Below are 20378 nucleotides of genomic sequence, written 5' to 3'. Positions count from 1 at the left end.
GCGGTTTAGAAAGCCAGGCCCAGGCTGAGGTTCCAGCGTATCTTGCCGTCCCCCTCCGCCTTGGCGATATCAAAAGACAGCGGCGCCACCGGGCTCATCCAGCGCACGCCGACGCCGTTGGCGCGCATGGTCTGGAAGCCTTTCCAGCTGTCGGCGGCGTTGCCGGCGTCGCTGAACAGCGCCAGATACCAGTCCGGCTTCACCGGAATCTGGTATTCGACGCTGCCGGTGGCCACCACCCTGCCGCCCAGCACCGAGCCGTTGGGGCCGGGCAGGCCCAGGCTCTGGTAGTCGTAGCCGCGCACGCTGTTGGCGCCGCCGGCGCGGAACAGCAGCGCCGAAGGCACTTGCGCGCCCTCCTTGGCCCAGACCTGGCCCAGCTCCAGCCGGGCGACGAAGGTGCCGTACTTGGGGAAGGGCGACCAGTAGCCGACCGCGCGGCCATAGGCGCGCACCATGGATGTGGACGACGCCAGCGCGCCCAGCGAGCCGGACAGCTGACCGTCCAGCAGATAGCCGCTGCGCGGCCGCATCAGGTCGTCCACCGCGCGCTGGGTCCAGCCGTACACCAGCTGGGTGACGTGGGTGTCGCTCGACGTGACGCCGCCGGCCTCGGCGCTTTCCTTGAGGAATTCCACCCCCAGCCGCGCCTCGATATTGCCGCGGCTGCGCAGGCGCCAGGCGCCGGCGTCCATGGTATTGGTCTTCACCCCCTGCACGTTTTCCGACTTGAAGGCGCTGGTCAGCGAGTGCGAATAGCCGTCGGACTCGCGCGGGAAGCCCAGGCCGAAGCTCAGCGACTGCTGCTCGCGCTTCCAGTCCACCAGCGCCGAGCCGGTCCAGCCCTGCTGGAACAGATTGTAGTGGTCGTAACCCACCCGCACGCCGGGGCCGACGTCGGAATCGTAAGTGAGGCCCAGCTCCAGCTTTTTCTTCGGCAGCTCCACCACGTCCACCGTCACCGGCACCTGGTTGTCGACGATGTGGTCGAAATCGGCGCTGACGATCACCGAGGAGAACTGCGGCGACTGCTCCAGCGCCGACTGGAAGGCCAGCACCTTGTCCTGGTGGTAGGGCGAGCCGGGGTTGAAATCGGCCATGCCGGTGGCCAGTTTTTCCGGGTAGCGCTTCAGGCCGTTGACCTTGATCGCGCCGAAGCGGATCAGCGGGCCGCTGTCCACCGCCACGTCGAGCGTGGCGCGGCGGGTGGCCGGGTCTATCCTGGCTTCGCTCTTGACGATGCGCGCCTTGGGAAAGCGGTCGGCCTGCACCCGGCGCAGCACCGCGCGCTTGCCGGCGTCCCAGTCGGCCTGGCGGTAGGGCGCGCCCATCGGCAGCGTCCAGGCTTCCAGCACCTGGGCGAAACGCTGCTGGTAGTCGCTTTCCTGGCGGACCGCGCCGTCCAGCCGGATCACCACGTCGTCGATCAGCACCGGCTCGCCTGGGGAAACCTTCACCTTCACCCGATTGCCGCCTTCCAGCGTCGCCTCCACCTTGGCGCCGAAATAGCCCTCGGTTTCCAGCAGTTTTTTGGCGTCGTCCGGCGTGCTCTTCACCAGCGCCTCCAGCCAGCTCTGGTCGATGTCCGGATCGCGCTGGTTTTCCACCAGCTCCAGGTTGTCGCGCAGCAATTGCGCCAGATTGGACGGCGCGTCTATCTCCACCATGTAGTCGAGCGCGGCCTGGGCCTGGCCGGCCAGCAAAATGGCCGCCAACGCCAACAGCCGCCGGCCTGGTATACGGCGGCGGCGATGCGAGCGAGCGAAAACGAGGGAAGCGCTTGGCATGGTCCGGTTCATTGGGGAATGCTGCATGGTAACGGAAGTCGGCCGGACTGGCGACGGCAAACGATTGTCGAACAAGGGGTGTCAGACAAGCGCGCGCGCCAGGTAGTTCAATGGCGGACAATATGATGGAAAACTGGAAAACCGGGCCTGCCCGCGCCGTTAACGGTCGGTGACGCTGACCGATCCAACCAGCGCGAACAAGGCCTGGACATCATCGGCGTCCGGCTGGAACGCGGGGGCATGAAAATCGCCAGCCTTGCCATCGCGCCGGAACAGCAGATGGACGTTGCGCGCCTGCGCGGGCTCTCCGTCCCGCTCGGCGCGGACCAGGCAGGAGACTTGCACGCCCGCCGGCAGCGCATTGGCGCGGACGCTGGACGCCGCCACCAGAGGCGATGACCGCAGCTTGCGCAGGAAGCAGCGGCAGATCGGCTCGTTGGACTCCTCCCCTCGCAAGAAGGCGGCTCGACAAACAGTGAAACGTTCAACTTGCCCGCTGCGGCCGCGTAAACAAAGCGGTCTGGCTGCGCAACGGCTTCCATTCCGGCGCGTCGAAACGCACCTGCCAGCCGGCATCGGGCGCCGCGATGGCGATCGGCTGGGCCGTGGCCGCAAACGGCGATAAAAGACAAGCAAGCCAAATCAACGATTTCATTTCGTTCCCATCATGCATGTCAATCCGTGGGCGGCGCGCCATTCACCGGCCTTCGCGGCAGTCTCCCAGATAAGCCCGCAGCAGGCGGACCAGCTCCCGCCGCACGCCGGCCTCCGCCAGCCTGCCGCGCCTGGCCGCATTGTGGACCACGCCTTCGATGGCGGAGGATATCGTCTGCGCCGCCAGCTCGTCATCCTCGTCCCGCGCCACGCCGCGGCAACCGGCGACGATCGCGCGGTAGCGCCGCAGGTATTCCGCCTGGAAAGCGTCGCCGGCGGCGCGCATCTCGTCCGGCACCGGCACGTCCAGCAACGCCCGGTGCAGGGCCGGGCAGCCGCCGTGGACGGCGATCATGCCGTCCACCAGGCGCTCCAGCGGACACTCCGGCCGCCCCAGGCCATCGCAGACCCGCTGCAAAGCGGCCAGCACCTCGTCGAAATGGCGGCGGCGGATGGCGTCGACCAGCACGATCTTGTTCGGGAAATACTGATACAGCGAACCGATGCTGACCCCGGCCACGCCAGCGACCTCGCTGGTGGTGAACCCGCCCCAGCCGCGCGCGCCCAGAACGCGAGCCCCGGCCTCGACAATGACGTCCACCGTGGCCCGGGAACGGGCCTGGCGCGGGGCTTTGCGCATCGCCAGCCGCGGCCCGGAAATGCGAATGGACATGCCGGCCTCCTCCGCGAACAATATCAATGATGCGGCATCCTATTACTCACATGGAAAGGTTAGCATCATGAGCGCAAGCAGACTATTGGCGCGGCTGTTCCGCTACCAGGCGTGGGCGAACGATGACATGCTGCGGGCGCTGGCGGCACTGGACCCCGGCCGGCACGCCGAGGAACGCCAGCTCGGCCTGCGGCTGATGAACCACTGCCTGGTGGTGAACCAGATCTTCGCCGCCCATCTCGCCGGCCGCAGCCACGGCTTCGCCGCCGACAACACCCCCGACACCCCGGCCCCAGAAGCGCTGCGGCGCGAGCTGGCAGCCGTCGACCGCTGGTATCTGGACTACGCCGAAGCCGCCACCCCGGATCTGCTGGCCCAGCCGCTGCCGTTCACCTTCACCGACGGCGATCCGGGCTTCATGAGCCACGAGGACATCCTCGCCCACGTGGTCACCCACAACGGTTATCACCGCGGCGAGGCCGGACGGCTGCTGCGCCAGGCGAACGACCGCGCCCCGCTGCGCGGCGAGCTGCCGTGGGACACCTACGCCGTTCACCTGCACCGCGCCGAGCCGGAACGCCGGCGGCAAGGCCGCGCCGCGCCGTAACTTTCCGCTCAATCATGCCGTGGCCATTGCCGTTTGGAATAGCCGCGGCCAATGGTTTACCGATAGCGGGACATTTCCGCGCGCCGCCCCGCGGCCGCGGCAAAACCATCTATCGTGAATCAGGCGGGCCCGGGCCCGCCGCCATCCGCCTTGCAGCCAGGCCAATCCCGGCACCGCCTCGTCTTGCGCGCAAAGCTTGTGAATGTCTAGCCACCCGGCGAGGCCGCCATGTTCGACAAAAGCGACAAAAGCATCATTCTGAAAACCATCATGGTGGCCGCCCCCATCCTGATCTGCATGGGCCTGCTGCCGGTGCTATCGTTTTACATCGAAAAACTGGAGGAAAACGGCCGCGCCGAAATCGTCGACTACATCGCCATCGCCCAGGCGGCGATGGCGGTGAAATTCGACGCCGCCGACCTCAACGGCTGGCAAACCGGCTACGCCTTCGACATCATCCGCCACATCGATGGCGCCACCCGAAACGATGCCGTGTCCCGCGCCGAATTCCTGCGCTCCGCCGGCAATTTCCGCCGCGACATCCAGGCGCTGCGCGCGATGCCGCTGGCCGCCGACCAGCGCAACCTGCTGCACGAGGTGCAGCAGGATTTCGACAGCTTCATGGCGCTGGACGCCCGCATCATCGCCATGTACCGCGGCGGCGCGCCCGCCGCCCGCGACAAGGCGTCCAACCTGGTGATGGGCGAGGAAATCCAGATCTTCAACCACATCTCGCAGAACACCAACGCGCTGGCGGTATCCATCACGCTGGACCTGATGAAGAAAGTGGCGCAGTCCAACTCCTACGGCATCGTCGCCCGCTGGATGATGCTGGTGATGTGGATCATCGCCAGCGCGATGGGCATTCTGCTGGTGCGGCTGCTGCACAAGTGGCTGGGCCAAATGCGCAGCCTGATGCAAAAGCTGGAATCGCTGGCCGGCACCGACGAACTGACCCAGTTGCCCAACCGCCGCACCTGGGACATCCAGATCGAAATGATGCTGGCCGCCGCCAAGCGCTACCGCCAGCCCATCGCGGTGGCGCTGTTCGATCTGGACCACTTCAAGCAGTTCAACGACAGCCACGGCCACCCGGAAGGCGACCGCCTGCTGCGGGAAGTGTCCATCTTGATCAAGTCGCGGATGCGGCAGTCGGACCTGTTCGCCCGCTTCGGCGGCGAGGAGTTCGTGCTGGCGCTGATGGACTGCGACCTGCCGCAGGCGGTGACCCGCATCGACTCGCTGCGCCGCAACCTGCCGGACAACCAGACCTTCTCGGTGGGCGTCACGCTGTGGGCGGAGGGCGAGCGCATCCACAATACCCTGGCGCGGGCGGACAAGGCGCTGTACCAAGCCAAGGACGGCGGCCGCGACCGGGTGGTGGGGGTGGAGCCGCCGGGGGGCAGAATCGAAGGACGCTAGGCGGCCAGCTAAACCAGCCCTTCGGCCAATTGCCCCAGCGCAAAGATGCCGCGCGCCGGCCGCGGCATCTCCGCCGGCCAAGCGTGAAAGCCGCTCAGCCACACCGGCGCCATCCCCGCCCCTGCGGCGCCGATCACGTCATTGAGCGGATGGTCGCCGACATACCAGCACGCCGCCGGCTCTACCCCCAGCGCCTGGGCCGCCAGCCGGAAAATCGCCGCGTCCGGCTTGCCTACTCCTGCCGATTCGGAGCTGACAGTCAGCTCGATGGCCGATGCGAACGGCAGCCGCGCCACTTTCTCCAGCCGGGTGCGATGACTGCCATTGGAAATCACGCCGATGCGGACGCCCCGCGCCAGAAGAGCGGCAACCGCCTCCGCCGCGCCCGGCATCGCCGCGGTGCAAACCGCGTTGTAGCGCTCCCAATGATCCAGCAGCGCCTCCTGCTCCACCGCTTGCCGCCAGACGATCTGCGTTTTCAAGCCATGGGAAACCGCCTGCTTGATCGAACCATGCGGCGAGCCGGCGGGCAAATAGCCGCCGTTGTCGCAACGCTTGATCACCTCTGCCACCTGCTCTGCCCCGCCGGAACCGATGGCGTGGCCGAAATCGCGCCAGAACTGAAGGGCGTAAAGATCGATGCTGTCATTCCGGTGCACCAGGGTGTTGTCCAGATCGAAGAAAACGGCTTGGGGCAGCGTCATGCCACGTCCGCCGCATCCACCAGGCCACCATATTCCGCCGAATACGCATAGCGGCCATCCCTCGCGCCGGCCACAAAGTCCGCGAAGTACGCCTCGAATTGCCGCCACAACGCATCCATGTTCAACCTTTCCTTCCGCTATGCGGAAATCGTCCCGCGCCAAAGAAAACGGGGCCGCCATCAGCCTGCCCCGCGTCATCCAACCCGCTTTGCGCTCAACCGGCAATCCGCCCCATCCGTTCCGCCAGCCGCAAATGGCAGGCGGAAGCCAGTTTGACCAAGTCGGTATTGTTCACCGGCATCCTGCCCGGTTCGGCGATCAACTCCGCCAAGCCTTCCAGCGTGGCGACGGAGCTGGTCAGGCCGATCAGCTTGCCATGCGGCCAGCGCTGCTTGTTGTGGCGCTCGTAATCCAGGGCCACCACCCAGCGCGAATGCTGCCACGGCCCGGGGCCGCGCAGCACCGCCTCCATCACCGCCCGCCCCACCTGCTGCGCCGCCTCGGCGGCCAAGGCCAGCGCCAGATGCAGACTCTCCGCCGTGGTGGCCGGCCCGCCTGCATGCAGCAAGGCCGGCCGGGTTTCCTCCTGCCACCAGCGCCGCAAACGACGCGCGCCCGGTTTCTTGATTCTTCTGACCACCTCGTCCAGCTCGCCTTCGGACAGGCACAGCACCGGCTCGTCCTCGCCGGCCAGCAGCAACAAACGGCCGGCCGGTTGTTCCAGCGTGCGCAGCAGGTCTTCCACTGCTTGTTTCATCGAAGCGGCGATTTCGTCGGCGACGAACCAGAAGCCTTCTTCGCGGCGGATGACGCGCAGCGGGAAGTTTTTGGCGTAGTCGAGGCGGAGGGGAAGGTTTACGGAGAGGTCGAGGTGGTGGTTCATGGCTGGGCCTCCTGGCGAGGATTGCGACCATGACCAGCGTTCAAACTAGAAGCAACGCTGTCGTAATGGAAGGAAAGATGGGGAGAGCTGCGCGAAGAGACGAATACAACAAAACGAGCATCCATGATGAAGCTCCTAGTGTTTTATCCAAACGGAAGCCCCCTGTTCAGAGGGGCGGCCAGGTACTTGAACACCGACACTAGACGGCCCGCTGCCTTAGCCCTTGCGGACTGTTGTTCGACAGACGCGCTACCCGGCCATAAGCTGCGGACGCACCAAAGGCATGGCGCAATCAAAACCTATGGACGCAAAAAACCCCGTCTGTCGGGCGAGGCAACCGCTAGTGTGTCAGGTGTGTTCAGCACCGAGGGAAATTCTATCAGCGGGGAGTAATTGGAACAACGGAACTAAGCCTATTAGCCAGGGCTTGCTTGGATCAAAGTGGCTCTTCATACCGTAGTGTTCCGCCAGGAGGCGGGCCAGGGAGCTGCGCGGCCAGCCCCCCCGGCACCCCCTAGCCGCCCCAACAGCGCTGCGAAACCCCGCCCCCAAGGCCATTTCCAAGGAGCCGCCGGAACTAGCCGCGCGCTACCGTCGCGCGGCGTCGAACAACCGGCGTCTTAAAACCTTGGAAATAGCCTTGGTGTCGGCTTGCGCTGATGGGGGTAATAGCGCGTTGGTTTGGTTTCGCGTCTATTAGGGTCCACTACTTACAAAGTACGCAATATATGTCTTTGGCGTTTTTATTAAAGAGTACTACGTGTTTATACATATGATTTTCCCAATGAAATTGTTTTTATGGAAACTATGATGGGGTGACAAGCAACCCTTGGCGGAAGCTTAAATCGTATTAGCAAGCTTGGATAATTAATATTTTTTTACCATTGCAATGGCATGCCTAGATTATGAATAACCATAGCATCGGGATTTTATATTTAGGAGGTGAGTATGAACAACTATAAGGCCAATATGGCTTTCGAAGACCAAATTAGAAGCCTCGCTGATGCCTATTGGAAGCTGTCACCAGGTACATGCAAACCTGAGATATTTACTTTAGAGAATGGAAAAAGTGTAGAAATTGATGCCGTAGTTAGGACAAGGGACCTTACAGTCCTTATTTGTGCAACAACCTCATCCAAGAAAGATAAGATATCAGAAGATGTCAATCGGCTATGTAAAGTAAAATCAATAGAGCAACGTAGAGATTCTCAAAAAGATATATTAATGAAAGTAATAACAAGGGATAAAATCGACGCACTTCAGATTACTCATTGTAGGAAAAATGAAGTGCAATGCTTAACTAAAAATGATTTTTTGAAGAAATTTTTTGATGCTGGGAAGTATATATCATTGAGAGAGAATTATCCCTTTGGATCTGTTGAAGATCCTAAAGATGGCAACTTTCATTTGGATGATGAGTACGTACAAATACCATTATTCTTAACCAGAGAAGATGGGAAGGAGGAGCGCATTTATTTATCCAATATTGTCGATAGCTTGATGAGGGGTGAGCTGTTTGTGATTGAGGCACCTTTTGGAGCGGGAAAAAGCTTAACGTGCAAAGAAATATTTAAGAGGATTTCTAGAAAATATCACAATCAGGAAATCTCAACTTGCCCAATGGTAATTAATTTGCGAGATCATTGGGGGCAAGACGATGAAGAAATTCTTACAAAACATGCCCGGCAAATAGGATATGCAAACCATGATGAGTTAATGATCGGTTTTCGAGCTGGAATGTGTTTGCCACTTATAGATGGTTTCGATGAGATAGGAGTTGTAGGCATTGCTAAAATTGATGATAAAAATTTCATGAGGCAAGCTAGAATAAATTCTTTATCTGGAGTGAAATCACTAATATCAAAAATACCACTAGGTGTTGGAATGCTCATTGTTGGACGTGATCATTATTTTGATGGCAGGAAAGAGTTAGAAAGCTCACTTGGACTGGTTGGTAAAAAATATCATCACATAAGGATTGGAGAATTTGGTGAAACAGAAATTAAACACTTATTAAAAGGAAGAATAGAATTTGATAGTTTGCCTGACTGGATACCGAAAAAACCTTTGTTTTTGACATACCTGATTAAGCAAGAGCTTCTTAGTGATGCCTTAGGGATTGCAGATGGAACTGATTGGGGCAGCGCATGGTGTAAATTAATAGATTATATTGCAATCAGAGAAGCTTCAATATCAAAAATAGCGATAGAGAAGGATGCCGTACTGAATGTACTAGCTGAGTTATCTTTAGAGGTTCGTAGAACACCTAGTGGAACAGGTCCTATTACACCTCATATCTTGGTGGAAGTCCTGACGAGAGTGACGGGGCAGGCGCCAACAAATCAGGCCTTAGTATCTTTACAGAAGCTTCCTGGTCTTACAACTCGTGGTGGAGATGCATCTGAGAGAGAATTCTTGGACTCTGATATGCTTTATGCCTTACAAGGAATATGTTTGCATAATCATATCCTGTCTAATACCTACCCTAATTCAGCGAAAGGCTGGATAAAAGGTCTAGACAAGAGATCAGTTGCAACGGCATGCCACAAACTAAGAGAGAGTGCGATATCTACTGAAACAGTTATATCTATTATGAGAGACAAAACAGGGCTAGAGCAGTTCTGTGCAGATTTATTTCAGATAGTAGTTTCTTTGACTTCAGACACTGGGGGTGTAGCTAATTTCCATAATTTTGAAATAGAGGACAGCATTATAGAAACACTTTCACTGGAAGAGGTTAAGATTGAGAATATAGCATTTAAAAATGTTCAAATAAATAAGATGGAATTAGATTTGGAAATGATCGGAAATGGTGTTTCATTTGATGGATGTTTAATCTCAAAGGTAATTGGAATCTCAGGTTTACATGAAATTCCAAGGCCTACTTTCTCCACAAACACTATAATCGATGAGTTTCAGAACATACCTACAAATGCGGCAATTGTTGCAGCGGAAAATATTCCGAACGAGAGGAAGGCAATTCTAACGATACTAAAAAAGGTATATAGCCAATCAGGGGGCGGTAGAAAGATCAATGCATTAAAGCGCGGGGTACCGCAGTCGTTGCATAAAGATATTGATAATGCAATAAAGAAAATGGAACGGTCTAATCTAATTAGAGTGGGTAATATTATTTACCCTATTAGGTCTAATAGTGATAGAGCAAGAACAATTTTGCAAAACCCATTCACATCCAAAGATGAAGTTTTCGACTAATAAGACCCAATTCGGAAAGTTAGGCTTCGTCGCGCCCTATATTCCCGCAGCTGTAGCGCGTAGGGTGCGTCACCTCAAAGGGGCGATGCACCTTATCAGGTAGAGCCGAACCGACGCGCCCCATGTCCCCATCAGCGCAAGCCGGCTCCGAAGCCATTCCCAAGGATTTAAGCCGCCGGTTGTTCGACGCGGGGCGACGTTAGCGCGCGGCTAGTTCCGGCGGCTCCTTGGGAATGGTTTTGAAGACGGGGTTTCGCCGCGCTGTTGGGGTCGCCTAGGGGTGTCGGGGAGCTGGCGAGACAGCTCCCTGACCTGTCCGGCGGGCAGCCCCGCCATGAAAATCATCCTCCGCGAAGCGGACACCAAACCACACACCGTGCGCGGTAAACGTTGGGCTTCGCTACGCTCAGCGCCAACCTACACTCCAACGAATCCCAGGCCATCTGAAACATAGAACCGCACCAGCTCGCCGACATCCCCCATCAGCGCAAGCCGGCTTCGAAGCCATTCCCAAGGTTTTAAGCCGCCGGTTGTTCGACGCGGGGCGACGTTAGCGCCCCGCTAGTTCCGGCGGCTCCTTGGGAATGGTTTTGGAGACGGGGTTTCGCCGCGCTGTTGGGGTCGCCTAGGGGTGTCGGGGAGCTGGCGAGACAGCTCCCTGACCTGTCCGGCGGGCAGCCCCGCCATGAAAATCATCGTCCGCGAAGCGGACACCAAACCACACACCGTGCGCGGTAAACGTTGGGCTTCGCTGCGCTCAGCACCAACCTACACGCCAGCGAAATCCCAGGCCATCTTGAGCACAAAACCGAACCGACTCGCCACCATTCCCCATCAGCGCAAACCCGGTAAGTTGGGCTCCATCGTAGGTTGGCGCTGAGCGCAGCGAAGCCCAACGTTCACCGCGCCCTACTCCTGCAACTGCACCACAACACCTTCCCCTGCCCAATCCGCAGGCAACCACCCTTGCCTGACATAGCGATGGAAGCTGGAATACGGCCAATCCGCCACCCGCTCCGCATGGCCATGCTTGACCGGGTTGTAATGGATGTAATCCACATGCGCCTGCAAATCCGCCTCATCCCGAATCTGATGCTCCCAATACCGCCGCTGCCAGATGCCGCGCTCCCGCTTGCGCTCTCGACTCTCCCGGATGCGTTCGACTTTGGGCAGACTGCGCGAAAACGCCGCCTTGATCAGCGCCATTCTTGTCGCGTAATCCGCGTCGCCCTGCGGCAAGGCCCATACCGCATGGAAATGATCCGGCAACACCACCATGGCGACGATCTCAAATGGATGGCGGTTCCGCACTTGGCGAACAACCTGCCGCAAAACGTCGATATGGCGAGTCAGATAATCTTGTCGCCGATCCGCCAAGTTGACGGTGAAGAACCATGTGCCGCCTTCTGCCATTGAACGACGATAACGCATGGATTGCCTCCAGCACACCCGCGGTAAACGTTGGGCTTCGCTGCGCTCAGCGCCAACCTACACGCCAACGAATCCCAGGCCATCTGAAACATAGAACCGCACCAACTCGCCGACATCCCCATCAGCGCAAGCCGGCTCCGAAGCCATTCCCAATGGTTTTAAGCCGCCGGCTGTTCGACGCCGCGCGACGTTAGCGCCCTCGCGAAGCGGACACAAAACCTTCGACTGCACGCAAGCCATCTAGCGTCGCCCCTTCTCCCGCGAGGTAAAAGGGGCTTCGCAACCCGGAAGCGCTCTGCGCTCAGCTACACGGCCAACCAGATACGACAGTATCCATCCGCTGCCGCATCGCCTCGTTATCCCCTCTTGCGCAAACGGCGGCGAATCACCAGCAAGCTAGAGGCCGCGACAACGGCGGTCGAGAAAATCACCATATGAAGCGGCTTGACCTGGAAAAGATAGGGCTGCAGGTAAGCCAGCCCGACGATGACTAGATACAAAATGGCAAGCGCGATGGCAATCGCCAGCCCCGCTGCCACTACATGATTACGCATGCCCACTCCTTTGAGATTCCACCCAGCGCTCGCCAGCGAAGCGGGGCTTGGCAAAGGCGGAATGCCCGCGATGCGGTCTTCCACCCTGAAAAATTCACTCATCATATCACTCAACCACACAACAAAAAGGGCAAGCCCCAAGGCTTGCCCTTTCTTCGTCTGACGGCGGTCAAACCGCCAATCAAACCTTACTTCTTGCGTTGCGGCGGCAGGTCCGTGCAGGTGCCGTGCGCCACTTCCGCCGCCATGCCGATAGACTCGCCCATCGTCGGGTGCGGGTGGATGGTCTTGCCGATGTCGGTCGCGTCGCAACCCATCTCGATCGCCAGGCACACCTCGCCGATCATGTCGCCGGCGTGCGGGCCGACGATGCCGCCGCCGATGATCTGGTGGCTTTCGGCGTCGAAGATCAGCTTGGTGAAGCCTTCGTCGCGGCCGTTGGCGATGGCGCGGCCGGAGGCGGCCCACGGGAACACGCCCTTCTCGATCTTCAGGCCTTGCTTCTTGGCCTCGTCTTCGGTCACGCCCACCCAGGCCACTTCCGGATCGGTGTAGGCCACGCCCGGAATCACGCGGGCGTCGAAGTAGGCCTTCTGGCCGGCGCAGTTTTCCGCCGCCACGTGGCCTTCATGCACGCCCTTGTGCGCCAGCATCGGCTGGCCGACGATGTCGCCGATGGCGAAGATGTGCGGCACGTTGGTGCGCTGCTGCTTGTCCACCTGGATGAAGCCGCGGTCGGTCACCGCGATGCCGGCGTTTTCCGCGCCGATCAGCTTGCCGTTCGGCGCGCGGCCGGTGGCGTACAGCACCAGGTCGTAGCGTTGCGCTTCCTTCGGGGCTTGCTCGCCCTCGAAAGTCACCCATACGCCGTCTTCCTTCGGCTCCACGGCCACGGTCTTGGTATTCAGCATGATGTTGTCGAAGCGGTGCGCGTTCCACTTCTGCCATACCTTGACCAGGTCGCGGTCTGCGCCCTGCATCAGGCCGTCCAGCATTTCCACCACGTCCAGGCGCGCGCCCAGCGTGGAGTAGACAGTGCCCATTTCCAGGCCGATGATGCCGCCGCCGATGATCAGCATGCGTTTGGCGACGCCCTTCAGCTCCAGCGCGCCGGTGGAGTCCACCACGCGCGGGTCGTTCGGGATGAACGGCAGCTTCACCACGCGGGAGCCGGCGGCGATGATGGCGTTCTTGAACTTGACGATCTTCTTCTCGCCCGACTCTTCGCGGCCTTGGCCGGTGGTCAGCGAGACTTCGATGTGGTGCGGGTCGATGAAGTGGCCGTTGCCGCGCACGATTTCCACCTTGCGCGCCTTGGCCATGCCGCCCAGGCCGCCGGTCAGCTTGGCGATGACCTTTTCCTTGTAGCCGCGCAGCATGTCGATGTCCACTTCCGGCTTGCCGAACTTGATGCCGTTGGCGGCCAGGTGGCTCACTTCGTCGATCACCGCGGCGTTGTGCAGCAGCGCCTTGGACGGGATGCAGCCCACGTTCAGGCACACGCCGCCCAGGGTGGCGTAGCGCTCGACGATGACCACTTTCAGGCCCAGGTCGGCCGCGCGGAAGGCGGCGGAGTAACCGCCGGGACCGCCGCCCAACACCATCACGTCGCATTCCACGTCGGCGCCGCCGCTATGGGAGGCGGCGACCGGCGCGGCTTGCGGCGCGAAGCCGGCCTGGGTGGTGGCGGAGGCGACGCCGGTGGTTTCCACCGGTTTCACTTCGGCCGGAGCCGCGGCGGCTGCGCCGGCGGCTTCCAGGATGACGACCACGTCGCCCTCGGACACTTTGCCGCCCACGGCGACGCGCACTTCCTTGACGGTGCCGGCGGCTTCGGCCGGCACTTCCATGGTGGCTTTGTCGGTTTCCAGCGTGATCAGGCTGGCTTCTTTTTCAATCACGTCGCCCGGTTTGACGAACACTTCGATCACGTCCACGTTGTTGTGGCCGCCGATGTCCGGGACTTTCAATTCGATCAGATTGCTCATGGTTTTCCATCCGCAATGTTGGGAGGCCGGCGCAAAGCCGGCCGCCTCGAGTCTGGCTGATTCTGCAGGGTGGAACCTCCCCCCGCATCCTGCGACAAGAAGGCGGAACGCCCCGGCCAAGCCGAGGCTTCCGCCCCGCCGTTACAGGATCAGACGGCGCACGTCGGTCAGCAGCTTGCCCAGGTGCACGGTGAAGCGCGCGGCGGCCGCGCCGTCGATCACGCGGTGATCGAAGGACAGGCTCAGCGGGCACATCAGGCGCGGCGCGAATTCCTTGCCGTTCCACACCGGCTTGATCTGCGATTTGCAGACGCCGAGGATGGCCACTTCCGGCGCGTTCACGATAGGCGTGAAGCTGGTGCCGCCGATGCCGCCCAGCGACGAGATGGTGAAGGTCGCGCCTTGCATGTCGGTCGGCTTCAGCTTGCCTTCGCGGGCCAGCTTGGACAGGTCGGTCAGTTCCTGGGCGATCTGGCGCAGGCCCTTCTTGTCCGCGTCCTTGATCACCGGCACCACCAGGCCGTTAGGCGTGTCGGCGGCGAAGCCGATGTGGTAGTACTGCTTCAGCACCAGGTTGTCGCCGTCCAGCGAGGCGTTGAAGTTCGGGAAAGCCTTCAGCGCTTCGGCGGCGGCCTTGATGATGAAGGCCAGCGGGCTGATCTTCAGGCCGGACTTTTCCCATTCCTTGCCCACGGTCTTGCGGAAGTCTTCCAGCTCGGTGATGTCGCACTCGTCGTTGAACGTGACGTGCGGGATCATCACCCAGTTGCGCGACAGGTTGGCGCCGGAAATCTTCTGGATGCGCGACAGCGGCTTGGTTTCGATCGGGCCGAACTTGGCGAAGTCCACCTTCGGCCACGGCAAGAGGTCCAGACCCACGCCGGAGCCGGCCGGCGCGGCGGCCGGGGCCAGGATGGCCGGGTTCTGCATCACGCCCTTGACGAAGGCCTTGACGTCGTCTTCGGTGACGCGGCCCTTGCGGCCGTTGCCTTTCACCTTGCCCAGGTCCACGCCCAGTTCGCGCGCCAGACGGCGCACGGACGGACCGGCGTGGGCCTTGGAGAAGGCGATTTCGTCGATGGCGGCGGACACGGCGGCGGCTACCGGCGCCACGGCCGGAGCGGCTGCAGGCGCGGCGGCAACCGGGGCCGGAGCGGCCGGGGCTGCTGCCGGAGCCGGCGCAGCGGCTGCCGGGGCGGACGCGGCGACAGCGCCTTCCACCACGACGATCAGGTCGCCTTCGCTGACCTTGTCGCCCACCTTGATTTTCACTTCCACCACACGGCCGGCGGCGGTGGCCGGCACTTCCATGGTGGCCTTGTCGGTTTCTAGCGTGATCAGGCTGTCGTCGACGGCGATTTCGTCGCCCACTTTGACCGTCACTTCGATCACGTCGACGCCGTTATGGCCGCCGATGTCCGGCACGCGGATTTCGCTGCGGCCGGATGCGGCAGGCGCTGCCGGCGCGGCGGCCGGAGCGGCGGCCGGAGCGGCGGCCGGAGCGGCGGCGACCGGAGCCGGGGCAGCGGCCGGAGCGGCTGCGGGCGCCGGCGCGGCGGCTGCCGGGGCCGGAGCGGACGCGGTAGCGCCCACTTCGATGATGGCGATCACGTCGCCTTCGGAAATCTTGCCGCCCACGACGGCTTTCACTTCCTTGACCACGCCGGCGGCTTCCGCCGGCACTTCCATGGTGGCCTTGTCGGTTTCCAGGGTGATCAGGGAATCGTCCACGGACACGGTCTGGCCCGGGGCGATGAATACTTCGATGATGTCTACGTTGCTGTGACCGCCGATGTCGGGCACTTTCAGTTCGATCAGATTGCTCATGAGCTTTCCATTCGTAGGGCGGAAGCCCCTGTCGGGGCGTTCCGCCGGATATCCGCTACAGATTCGCTTGCCTTGCCAAAACGGAAGCTCCCGGCCTGGGCCGGGGCTTCCGTCCTGGAATCACACCTTCCAGCTCGGCAGCTTGTCAGTCTTGATGCCGTACTTGGCGATGGCTTCCGCCACCTTGGCGCCGTCGATCTTGCCGTCGCGGGCCAGGGCGGACAGGGCCGCCAGCGCCACGTGGTAGCGATCCACCTCGAAGAAGGAGCGCAGGTTGGCGCGGCTGTCCGAGCGGCCGAAGCCATCGGTGCCCAGCACGACGTAGCGGCCCGGCACGTAGGCGCGGATCTGGTCGGCGTAGTTGCGGATGTAGTCGGTCGCGGCGATCACCGGGCCGTTGCGGCCGGCCAGCTGCTGTTCGACGTAGGAGGACTGGGCCTCGGCGGTCGGGTTCAGCAGGTTGTGGCGCTCGGCTTCCATGCCGTCGCGGCGCAGCTGGTTGAAGGAGGTCACGCTCCAGATGTCGGCGCCGATGCCGAAGTCGGCCTTCAGCAGGTCGGCCGCGGCCATCACTTCGCGCAGGATGGTGCCGGAGCCCATCAGCTGCACCTTGACCTTGGCGTCGCCGCCGTCCTGCAGCAGGTACATGCCCTTCAGGATGCCCTCTTCCGCGCCTGCCGGCATCGCCGGGTGAACGTAGTTTTCGTTCATCAGGGTCAGGTAGTAGAAGACGTCCTCTTGTTCCGCATACATGCGGCGCATGCCGTCCTGCACGATCACGGCCAGCTCGTAGGCGAAGGTCGGGTCGTAGCTGATGCAGTTCGGGATCAGGCCGGCCTGGATGTGGCTGTGGCCGTCTTCGTGCTGCAGGCCTTCGCCGTTCAGCGTGGTGCGGCCGGCGGTGCCGCCCAGCAGGAAGCCGCGGGCGCGCATGTCGCCGGCAGCCCAGGCCAGGTCGCCGATGCGCTGGAAGCCGAACATCGAGTAGTAGATGTAGAACGGGATCATCGGCTGGCTGCTGTTGGCGTAGCTGGTCGCCGCGGCGATCCAGTCGGCCATCGCACCCGGCTCGTTGATGCCTTCCTGCAGGATCTGGCCGTCCTTGGATTCCTTGTAGAACATCAGCTGGTCATGGTCCTGCGGCACGTAGTTCTGACCCTGGGTGGACCAGATGCCGTACTGGCGGAACATGCCTTCCATGCCGAAGGTGCGGGACTCGTCCGGCACGATCGGCACCACGCGCTTGCCGATGTTCTTGTCCTTCATGATGGTGCCCAGCATGCGGACGAAGGCCATCGTGGTGGAGAACTCGCGGTCGCCCGACGCTTGCAGCTGCGCGTCGAAGGCGGACAGTTCCGGCACCGCCAGCGGGTGGTTGACCGGATTGCGGGCCGGCAGGTAGCCGCCCAGCGCCGCGCGGCGTTCGCGCATGTACTTCATTTCCGGGCTGTCTTCGGCCGGCAGGTAATACGGCACATTCGGCAGGTCCTCGTCGGACACCGGGATGCCGAAGCGGTCGCGGAAGTTGCGCAGGCTTTCCAGGTCCATCTTCTTGGCCTGGTGGGCGATGTTCTTGGCTTCGCCGGACGCGCCCATGCCGTAACCCTTGATGGTCTTGGCCAGGATCACGGTCGGACGGCCGTTGGCGTTGTGGGTGGCTTCGTGGTAGGCCGCGTACACCTTGTGCGGATCATGGCCGCCGCGGTTGAGGTTCCACACCTCTTCGTCGGACATGTTGGCCACCATCTCGCGCAGCTCCGGGTATTTGCCGAAGAAGTGCTCGCGCACGTAGCCGCCGTCCTTGGACTTGAAGGTCTGGTAGTCGCCGTCCACGCACTCGTCCATGCGCTTCTTCAGCAGGCCCTTGGTGTCCATGGCCAGCAGCGGGTCCCAACGGGAGCCCCAGATCACTTTCAGCACGTTCCAGCCGGAACCGCGGAAGTCGCCTTCCAGTTCCTGGATGATCTTGCCGTTGCCGCGCACCGGGCCGTCCAGGCGCTGCAGGTTGCAGTTGATCACGAACACCAGGTTGTCCAGGCCTTCGCGCGCGGCCATGGCGATGGCGCCCAGCGATTCCGGCTCGTCCATCTCGCCGTCGCCGCAGAAGCACCACACCTTGCGGCCCATGGTCTTGGCCAGGCCGCGGCTTTCCAGGTACTTCAGGAAGCGGGCTTGGTAGATGGCCATCAGCGGGCCCAGGCCCATCGATACGGTCGGGAACTGCCAGAAGTCCTTCATCAGCCACGGGTGCGGATAGGAGGACAGGCCCTTGCCGTCAACTTCCTGGCGGAAGTTGTCCATCTGCTCGGCGGAGAGGCGGCCTTCCATGAAGGCGCGGGCGTACACGCCTGGGGCGATGTGGCCCTGGAAGTAGATCAGGTCGCCGTCCTGGTTTTCATTCTGGGCGCGCCAGAAATGGTTGAAGCCGACGTCGTACAACGTGGCGGAGGATTGGTAGGAGGCGATGTGGCCGCCCAGCTCCAGATCCTTCTTGCCGGCGCGCAGCACCATGGCGGCGGCGTTCCAGCGATTGATCGAGCGGATGCGGTGTTCCATCTCGTGGTTGCCCGGCGACTTGGCTTCCTTGCCGACCGGGATGGTGTTCAGGTACGCGGTGGTCGCGTCAAACGGCAGGTGGGCACCACGGCGGCGGGTGCGCTCCACCAGCTTTTCCAACAGGTAATGCGCGCGTTCCGGGCCTTCGTTATCCAGCACCGACTCAAGCGCTTCAGTCCATTCCTGGGTTTCCAACGGATCGATATCGTCAGGGAAAGTTGCAGCCATCTCTGGTCCTCACAGCGGGTGACATCGGGGACCGCGTCGTTGCAAGCCGGCCCCGCGTTTATGCTATTGGCTCGGAATCGAGCCAAATATTTGATTTGAGATTATAAACGAACACATTCGCAAATAAAAATGTTCATTTGCGAATGTGTTCGCTACGACCCAGCCAGTGTACGTCCGGATGGATTCGCAAAGGAATAGCCGGAAGCGACTAAGACAGCGGGAAGTCGTGAAAAAAACCGATGCTGCGCCGCGTCATGTTGTTTTTTTGCGATAACACGGCGCGAACTTGAAACAATTGTTTCAATTCCGCGCAGCCTTGCGCTCGTCCTTGGCCAGTTTTTCCACCTCGCGCAGCCGCGCCTCCAGCATCGAGCGCAGGTAGAAGTCGTCGCCCTTGGCCTTGCTGGCCAGCTGGTACTGCTCCAGCGCCGACGAATAGCGCTGCTCGTAATAGAAGGCGTTGCCCAGCGCCTCGTGGTAGCGCAGCGGGTCGCGGTCGGCGTAGAGCTTGGCCTCGCGCCGGTACAGCGCCGGGTCGCCGCTGCGGTCGTTCAATTGCTGGCGCAGCAGCTTCTGCGCGCCGGCGCGGTCGCCGCTGTCCAGCGCGACGTCGATCAGCGCCAATTGCAGCGCCACGTTGCGCGGGAAGGCGGCCAGGCCGTCGCGGGCCGCCGCCGCCGCCGCGCTCCAGTCGCGGCCGTCGCGGGCGATCTCCACTTCCAGCCCGTGCAGCATCGGGTTGTCCGGCAGCTTGGCGCGCGCCTTGGCCAGCGCCTCGCCGGCGCCCTTGCGGTCATGCTGCAGCAACTTGGCGCGCGCCAGGCCGTACCAGCTGGCGCCTTCGCTCAGGTACAGGCCGCGCTGCAACGTGCTGTTGTAGTAGAACAGCGCCTCTTCCGGCGTCATGGTCAGCGTGCGCAGCTTTTCGCGCACCAGCAGGTAGTCGATGCTGTCGGCGCGCATCCGCACCGGGTAGTCGAGCGCGCGGTTCTGCGCTTCGCTGATCCGCTCCACCGTCACCGGGTGGGTGCGCAGGAAGGCGTAGGCCATGGTGTCGCTGTAGCGGCCCGCCTGCTCCAGCCGCTGGAAGAAGGTGGCCATGTAGCGCACGTCGTAGCCGGCGTTGCTCATGAACTGCATGCCGACGCGGTCGGCCTCGCGCTCGAAATCGCGCGAGAACGCCAGCTGGCGCGAAATCGACAAGCCCATGCCGGCCGACACCGCGCCCATCGCGCCGTCGCCGCTGCCGGCTTTGGCCGCCAGCGCGGCGGCGATGATGGTGCCCAGCAGCAGCAGCGGGCTGGTGGCGCTGTTGGCCGCCTGCATCCGCGCGATGTGGCGCTGGGCGACGTGGGCGGTTTCGTGGCCCATCACCGCCGCCAGCTCGCCCTCGCTCTGGGTGGCCAGGATCAGGCCGATGTTGACGCCGATGTAGCCGCCGGGCATCGCGAAGGCGTTGATGCCGGTGTCGGCGACGCAAAAATAGGTGAAATGGATGCCGGGCAGCGTCACCGACGACGACAGCTTGCCGCCGATGTCGTTCAGGTAGGCGCTGATCTCGGCGTCGTCCAGCACGTCGCCGGCCTCGCGCATCGCGCGCAGCGCGTCGCGGCCGATGCGGGACTCGTCGGACAGGGACAGGGAGGCGTCGGAAATCTCGCCCAGGTCGGGCAGGTCGGCGCGGACGGTCAGCGGCTGCGCCAGCACCGAGGCCAGCAGCGCGCACAGCAGGCGGCGTTTCATCATGGGGCTTATGATAGCCGCGAAGCGATGAAAGTTGCATGCCCGCGCACTTGATCAAAGCTAAACAAATGTTGCCCATCCGCCGCGCTGTCATGACGGGCGGAT

Annotated in this window: 17 protein-coding genes; 4 read left to right on the top strand and 13 right to left on the bottom strand. The window is 61.8% G+C overall.

The features are described 5' to 3' along the window. Positions 1-5: 5 nt before the first annotated feature. The 4 genes from U6115_RS02585 to U6115_RS02570 all read right to left on the bottom strand — a co-directional run bounded on the left by U6115_RS02585 (position 6) and on the right by U6115_RS02570 (position 3114). Positions 6-1715, bottom strand: coding sequence for an autotransporter assembly complex protein TamA (locus U6115_RS02585; RefSeq protein ID WP_230623414.1), 1710 nt, complete (start codon positions 1713-1715; stop codon positions 6-8). Between the two features lie 231 nt (positions 1716-1946). After that, positions 1947-2243, bottom strand: coding sequence for a hypothetical protein (locus U6115_RS02580; protein ID WP_043578189.1), 297 nt, complete (start codon positions 2241-2243; stop codon positions 1947-1949). Positions 2244-2271: 28 nt separating this feature from the next. After that, positions 2272-2442 (bottom strand): hypothetical protein, encoded by a 171-nt coding sequence (locus tag U6115_RS02575; RefSeq protein ID WP_155294751.1) that lies wholly within the window; start codon positions 2440-2442, stop codon positions 2272-2274. A 42-nt stretch (positions 2443-2484) separates the two neighbouring features. Beyond that, a complete protein-coding gene (locus U6115_RS02570) occupies positions 2485-3114 on the bottom strand; it encodes a TetR/AcrR family transcriptional regulator (RefSeq protein WP_043578488.1) in 630 nt (209 codons plus the stop codon). 67 nt (positions 3115-3181) lie between these two features. Between U6115_RS02570 and U6115_RS02565 the strand changes: the two genes are divergently transcribed. Together U6115_RS02565 and U6115_RS02560 are read left to right on the top strand one after the other, a co-directional pair. After that, positions 3182-3721, top strand: coding sequence for a DinB family protein (locus U6115_RS02565; RefSeq protein ID WP_043578185.1), 540 nt, complete (start codon positions 3182-3184; stop codon positions 3719-3721). A gap of 228 nt (positions 3722-3949) precedes the next feature. After that, positions 3950-5143 carry a GGDEF domain-containing protein gene (locus tag U6115_RS02560; protein ID WP_052258212.1) on the top strand — a complete coding sequence of 398 codons (1194 nt, stop codon included), beginning with the start codon at positions 3950-3952 and terminating at the stop codon, positions 5141-5143. Between the two features lie 8 nt (positions 5144-5151). Here U6115_RS02560 and U6115_RS02555 read toward each other — a convergent pair whose 3' ends face one another. The 3 genes from U6115_RS02555 to U6115_RS02545 all read right to left on the bottom strand — a co-directional run bounded on the left by U6115_RS02555 (position 5152) and on the right by U6115_RS02545 (position 6730). Continuing rightward, positions 5152-5847 carry an HAD family hydrolase gene (locus tag U6115_RS02555; RefSeq protein ID WP_043578183.1) on the bottom strand — a complete coding sequence of 232 codons (696 nt, stop codon included), beginning with the start codon at positions 5845-5847 and terminating at the stop codon, positions 5152-5154. Then, positions 5844-5966 carry a hypothetical protein gene (locus tag U6115_RS02550; protein ID WP_255361834.1) on the bottom strand — a complete coding sequence of 41 codons (123 nt, stop codon included), beginning with the start codon at positions 5964-5966 and terminating at the stop codon, positions 5844-5846. Before U6115_RS02550 ends, U6115_RS02555 begins: the two co-directional genes overlap by 4 nt. 95 nt (positions 5967-6061) lie before the next feature. After that, positions 6062-6730 (bottom strand): BRO-N domain-containing protein, encoded by a 669-nt coding sequence (locus tag U6115_RS02545; protein WP_043578180.1) that lies wholly within the window; start codon positions 6728-6730, stop codon positions 6062-6064. A 948-nt stretch (positions 6731-7678) separates the two neighbouring features. On the opposite strand from U6115_RS02545, the gene U6115_RS02540 reads away from it, so the two are divergent. Continuing rightward, a complete protein-coding gene (locus U6115_RS02540; protein WP_146008390.1) occupies positions 7679-9946 on the top strand; it encodes a hypothetical protein in 2268 nt (755 codons plus the stop codon). A gap of 685 nt (positions 9947-10631) precedes the next feature. Continuing rightward, on the top strand, positions 10632-10826 hold the full coding sequence (locus U6115_RS02535) for a hypothetical protein (protein WP_146008391.1): 195 nt from the start codon (positions 10632-10634) through the stop codon (positions 10824-10826). A 29-nt stretch (positions 10827-10855) separates the two neighbouring features. On the opposite strand, the gene U6115_RS02530 is transcribed toward U6115_RS02535, so the two are convergent. The 6 genes from U6115_RS02530 to U6115_RS02505 form a co-directional block, all read right to left on the bottom strand. Beyond that, a complete protein-coding gene (locus U6115_RS02530) occupies positions 10856-11377 on the bottom strand; it encodes an REP-associated tyrosine transposase (RefSeq protein WP_043578972.1) in 522 nt (173 codons plus the stop codon). A 356-nt stretch (positions 11378-11733) separates the two neighbouring features. After that, positions 11734-12036: a hypothetical protein gene (locus U6115_RS02525; RefSeq protein ID WP_043578969.1), complete on the bottom strand. Its 303-nt coding sequence runs from the start codon at positions 12034-12036 to the stop codon at positions 11734-11736. Positions 12037-12119: 83 nt separating this feature from the next. Continuing rightward, entirely contained in the window at positions 12120-13919 is a 1800-nt protein-coding gene (lpdA, locus tag U6115_RS02520; protein ID WP_043578966.1) for a dihydrolipoyl dehydrogenase, read from the bottom strand. 141 nt (positions 13920-14060) lie between these two features. Then, positions 14061-15746: a dihydrolipoyllysine-residue acetyltransferase gene (gene aceF / locus U6115_RS02515; protein WP_043578961.1), complete on the bottom strand. Its 1686-nt coding sequence runs from the start codon at positions 15744-15746 to the stop codon at positions 14061-14063. A 120-nt stretch (positions 15747-15866) separates the two neighbouring features. Continuing rightward, complete coding sequence (aceE, locus tag U6115_RS02510; RefSeq protein WP_043578958.1) at positions 15867-18530, bottom strand: pyruvate dehydrogenase (acetyl-transferring), homodimeric type; 2664 nt, start codon at positions 18528-18530, stop codon at positions 15867-15869. 300 nt (positions 18531-18830) lie between these two features. Beyond that, the gene (locus tag U6115_RS02505) at positions 18831-20276 is read right to left on the bottom strand and encodes a M48 family metalloprotease (protein WP_230623417.1); all 1446 of its coding nucleotides are present in this window, start codon (positions 20274-20276) and stop codon (positions 18831-18833) included. Positions 20277-20378: the final 102 nt, after the last annotated feature.

The sequence above is a fragment of the Chromobacterium subtsugae genome (genome assembly GCF_035919665.1).
GTDB lineage: Bacteria > Pseudomonadota > Gammaproteobacteria > Burkholderiales > Chromobacteriaceae > Chromobacterium > Chromobacterium subtsugae.
The sequence above is the reverse complement of the archived record's forward strand: the minus strand, read 5'-3'. Positions and strand labels throughout refer to the sequence as shown.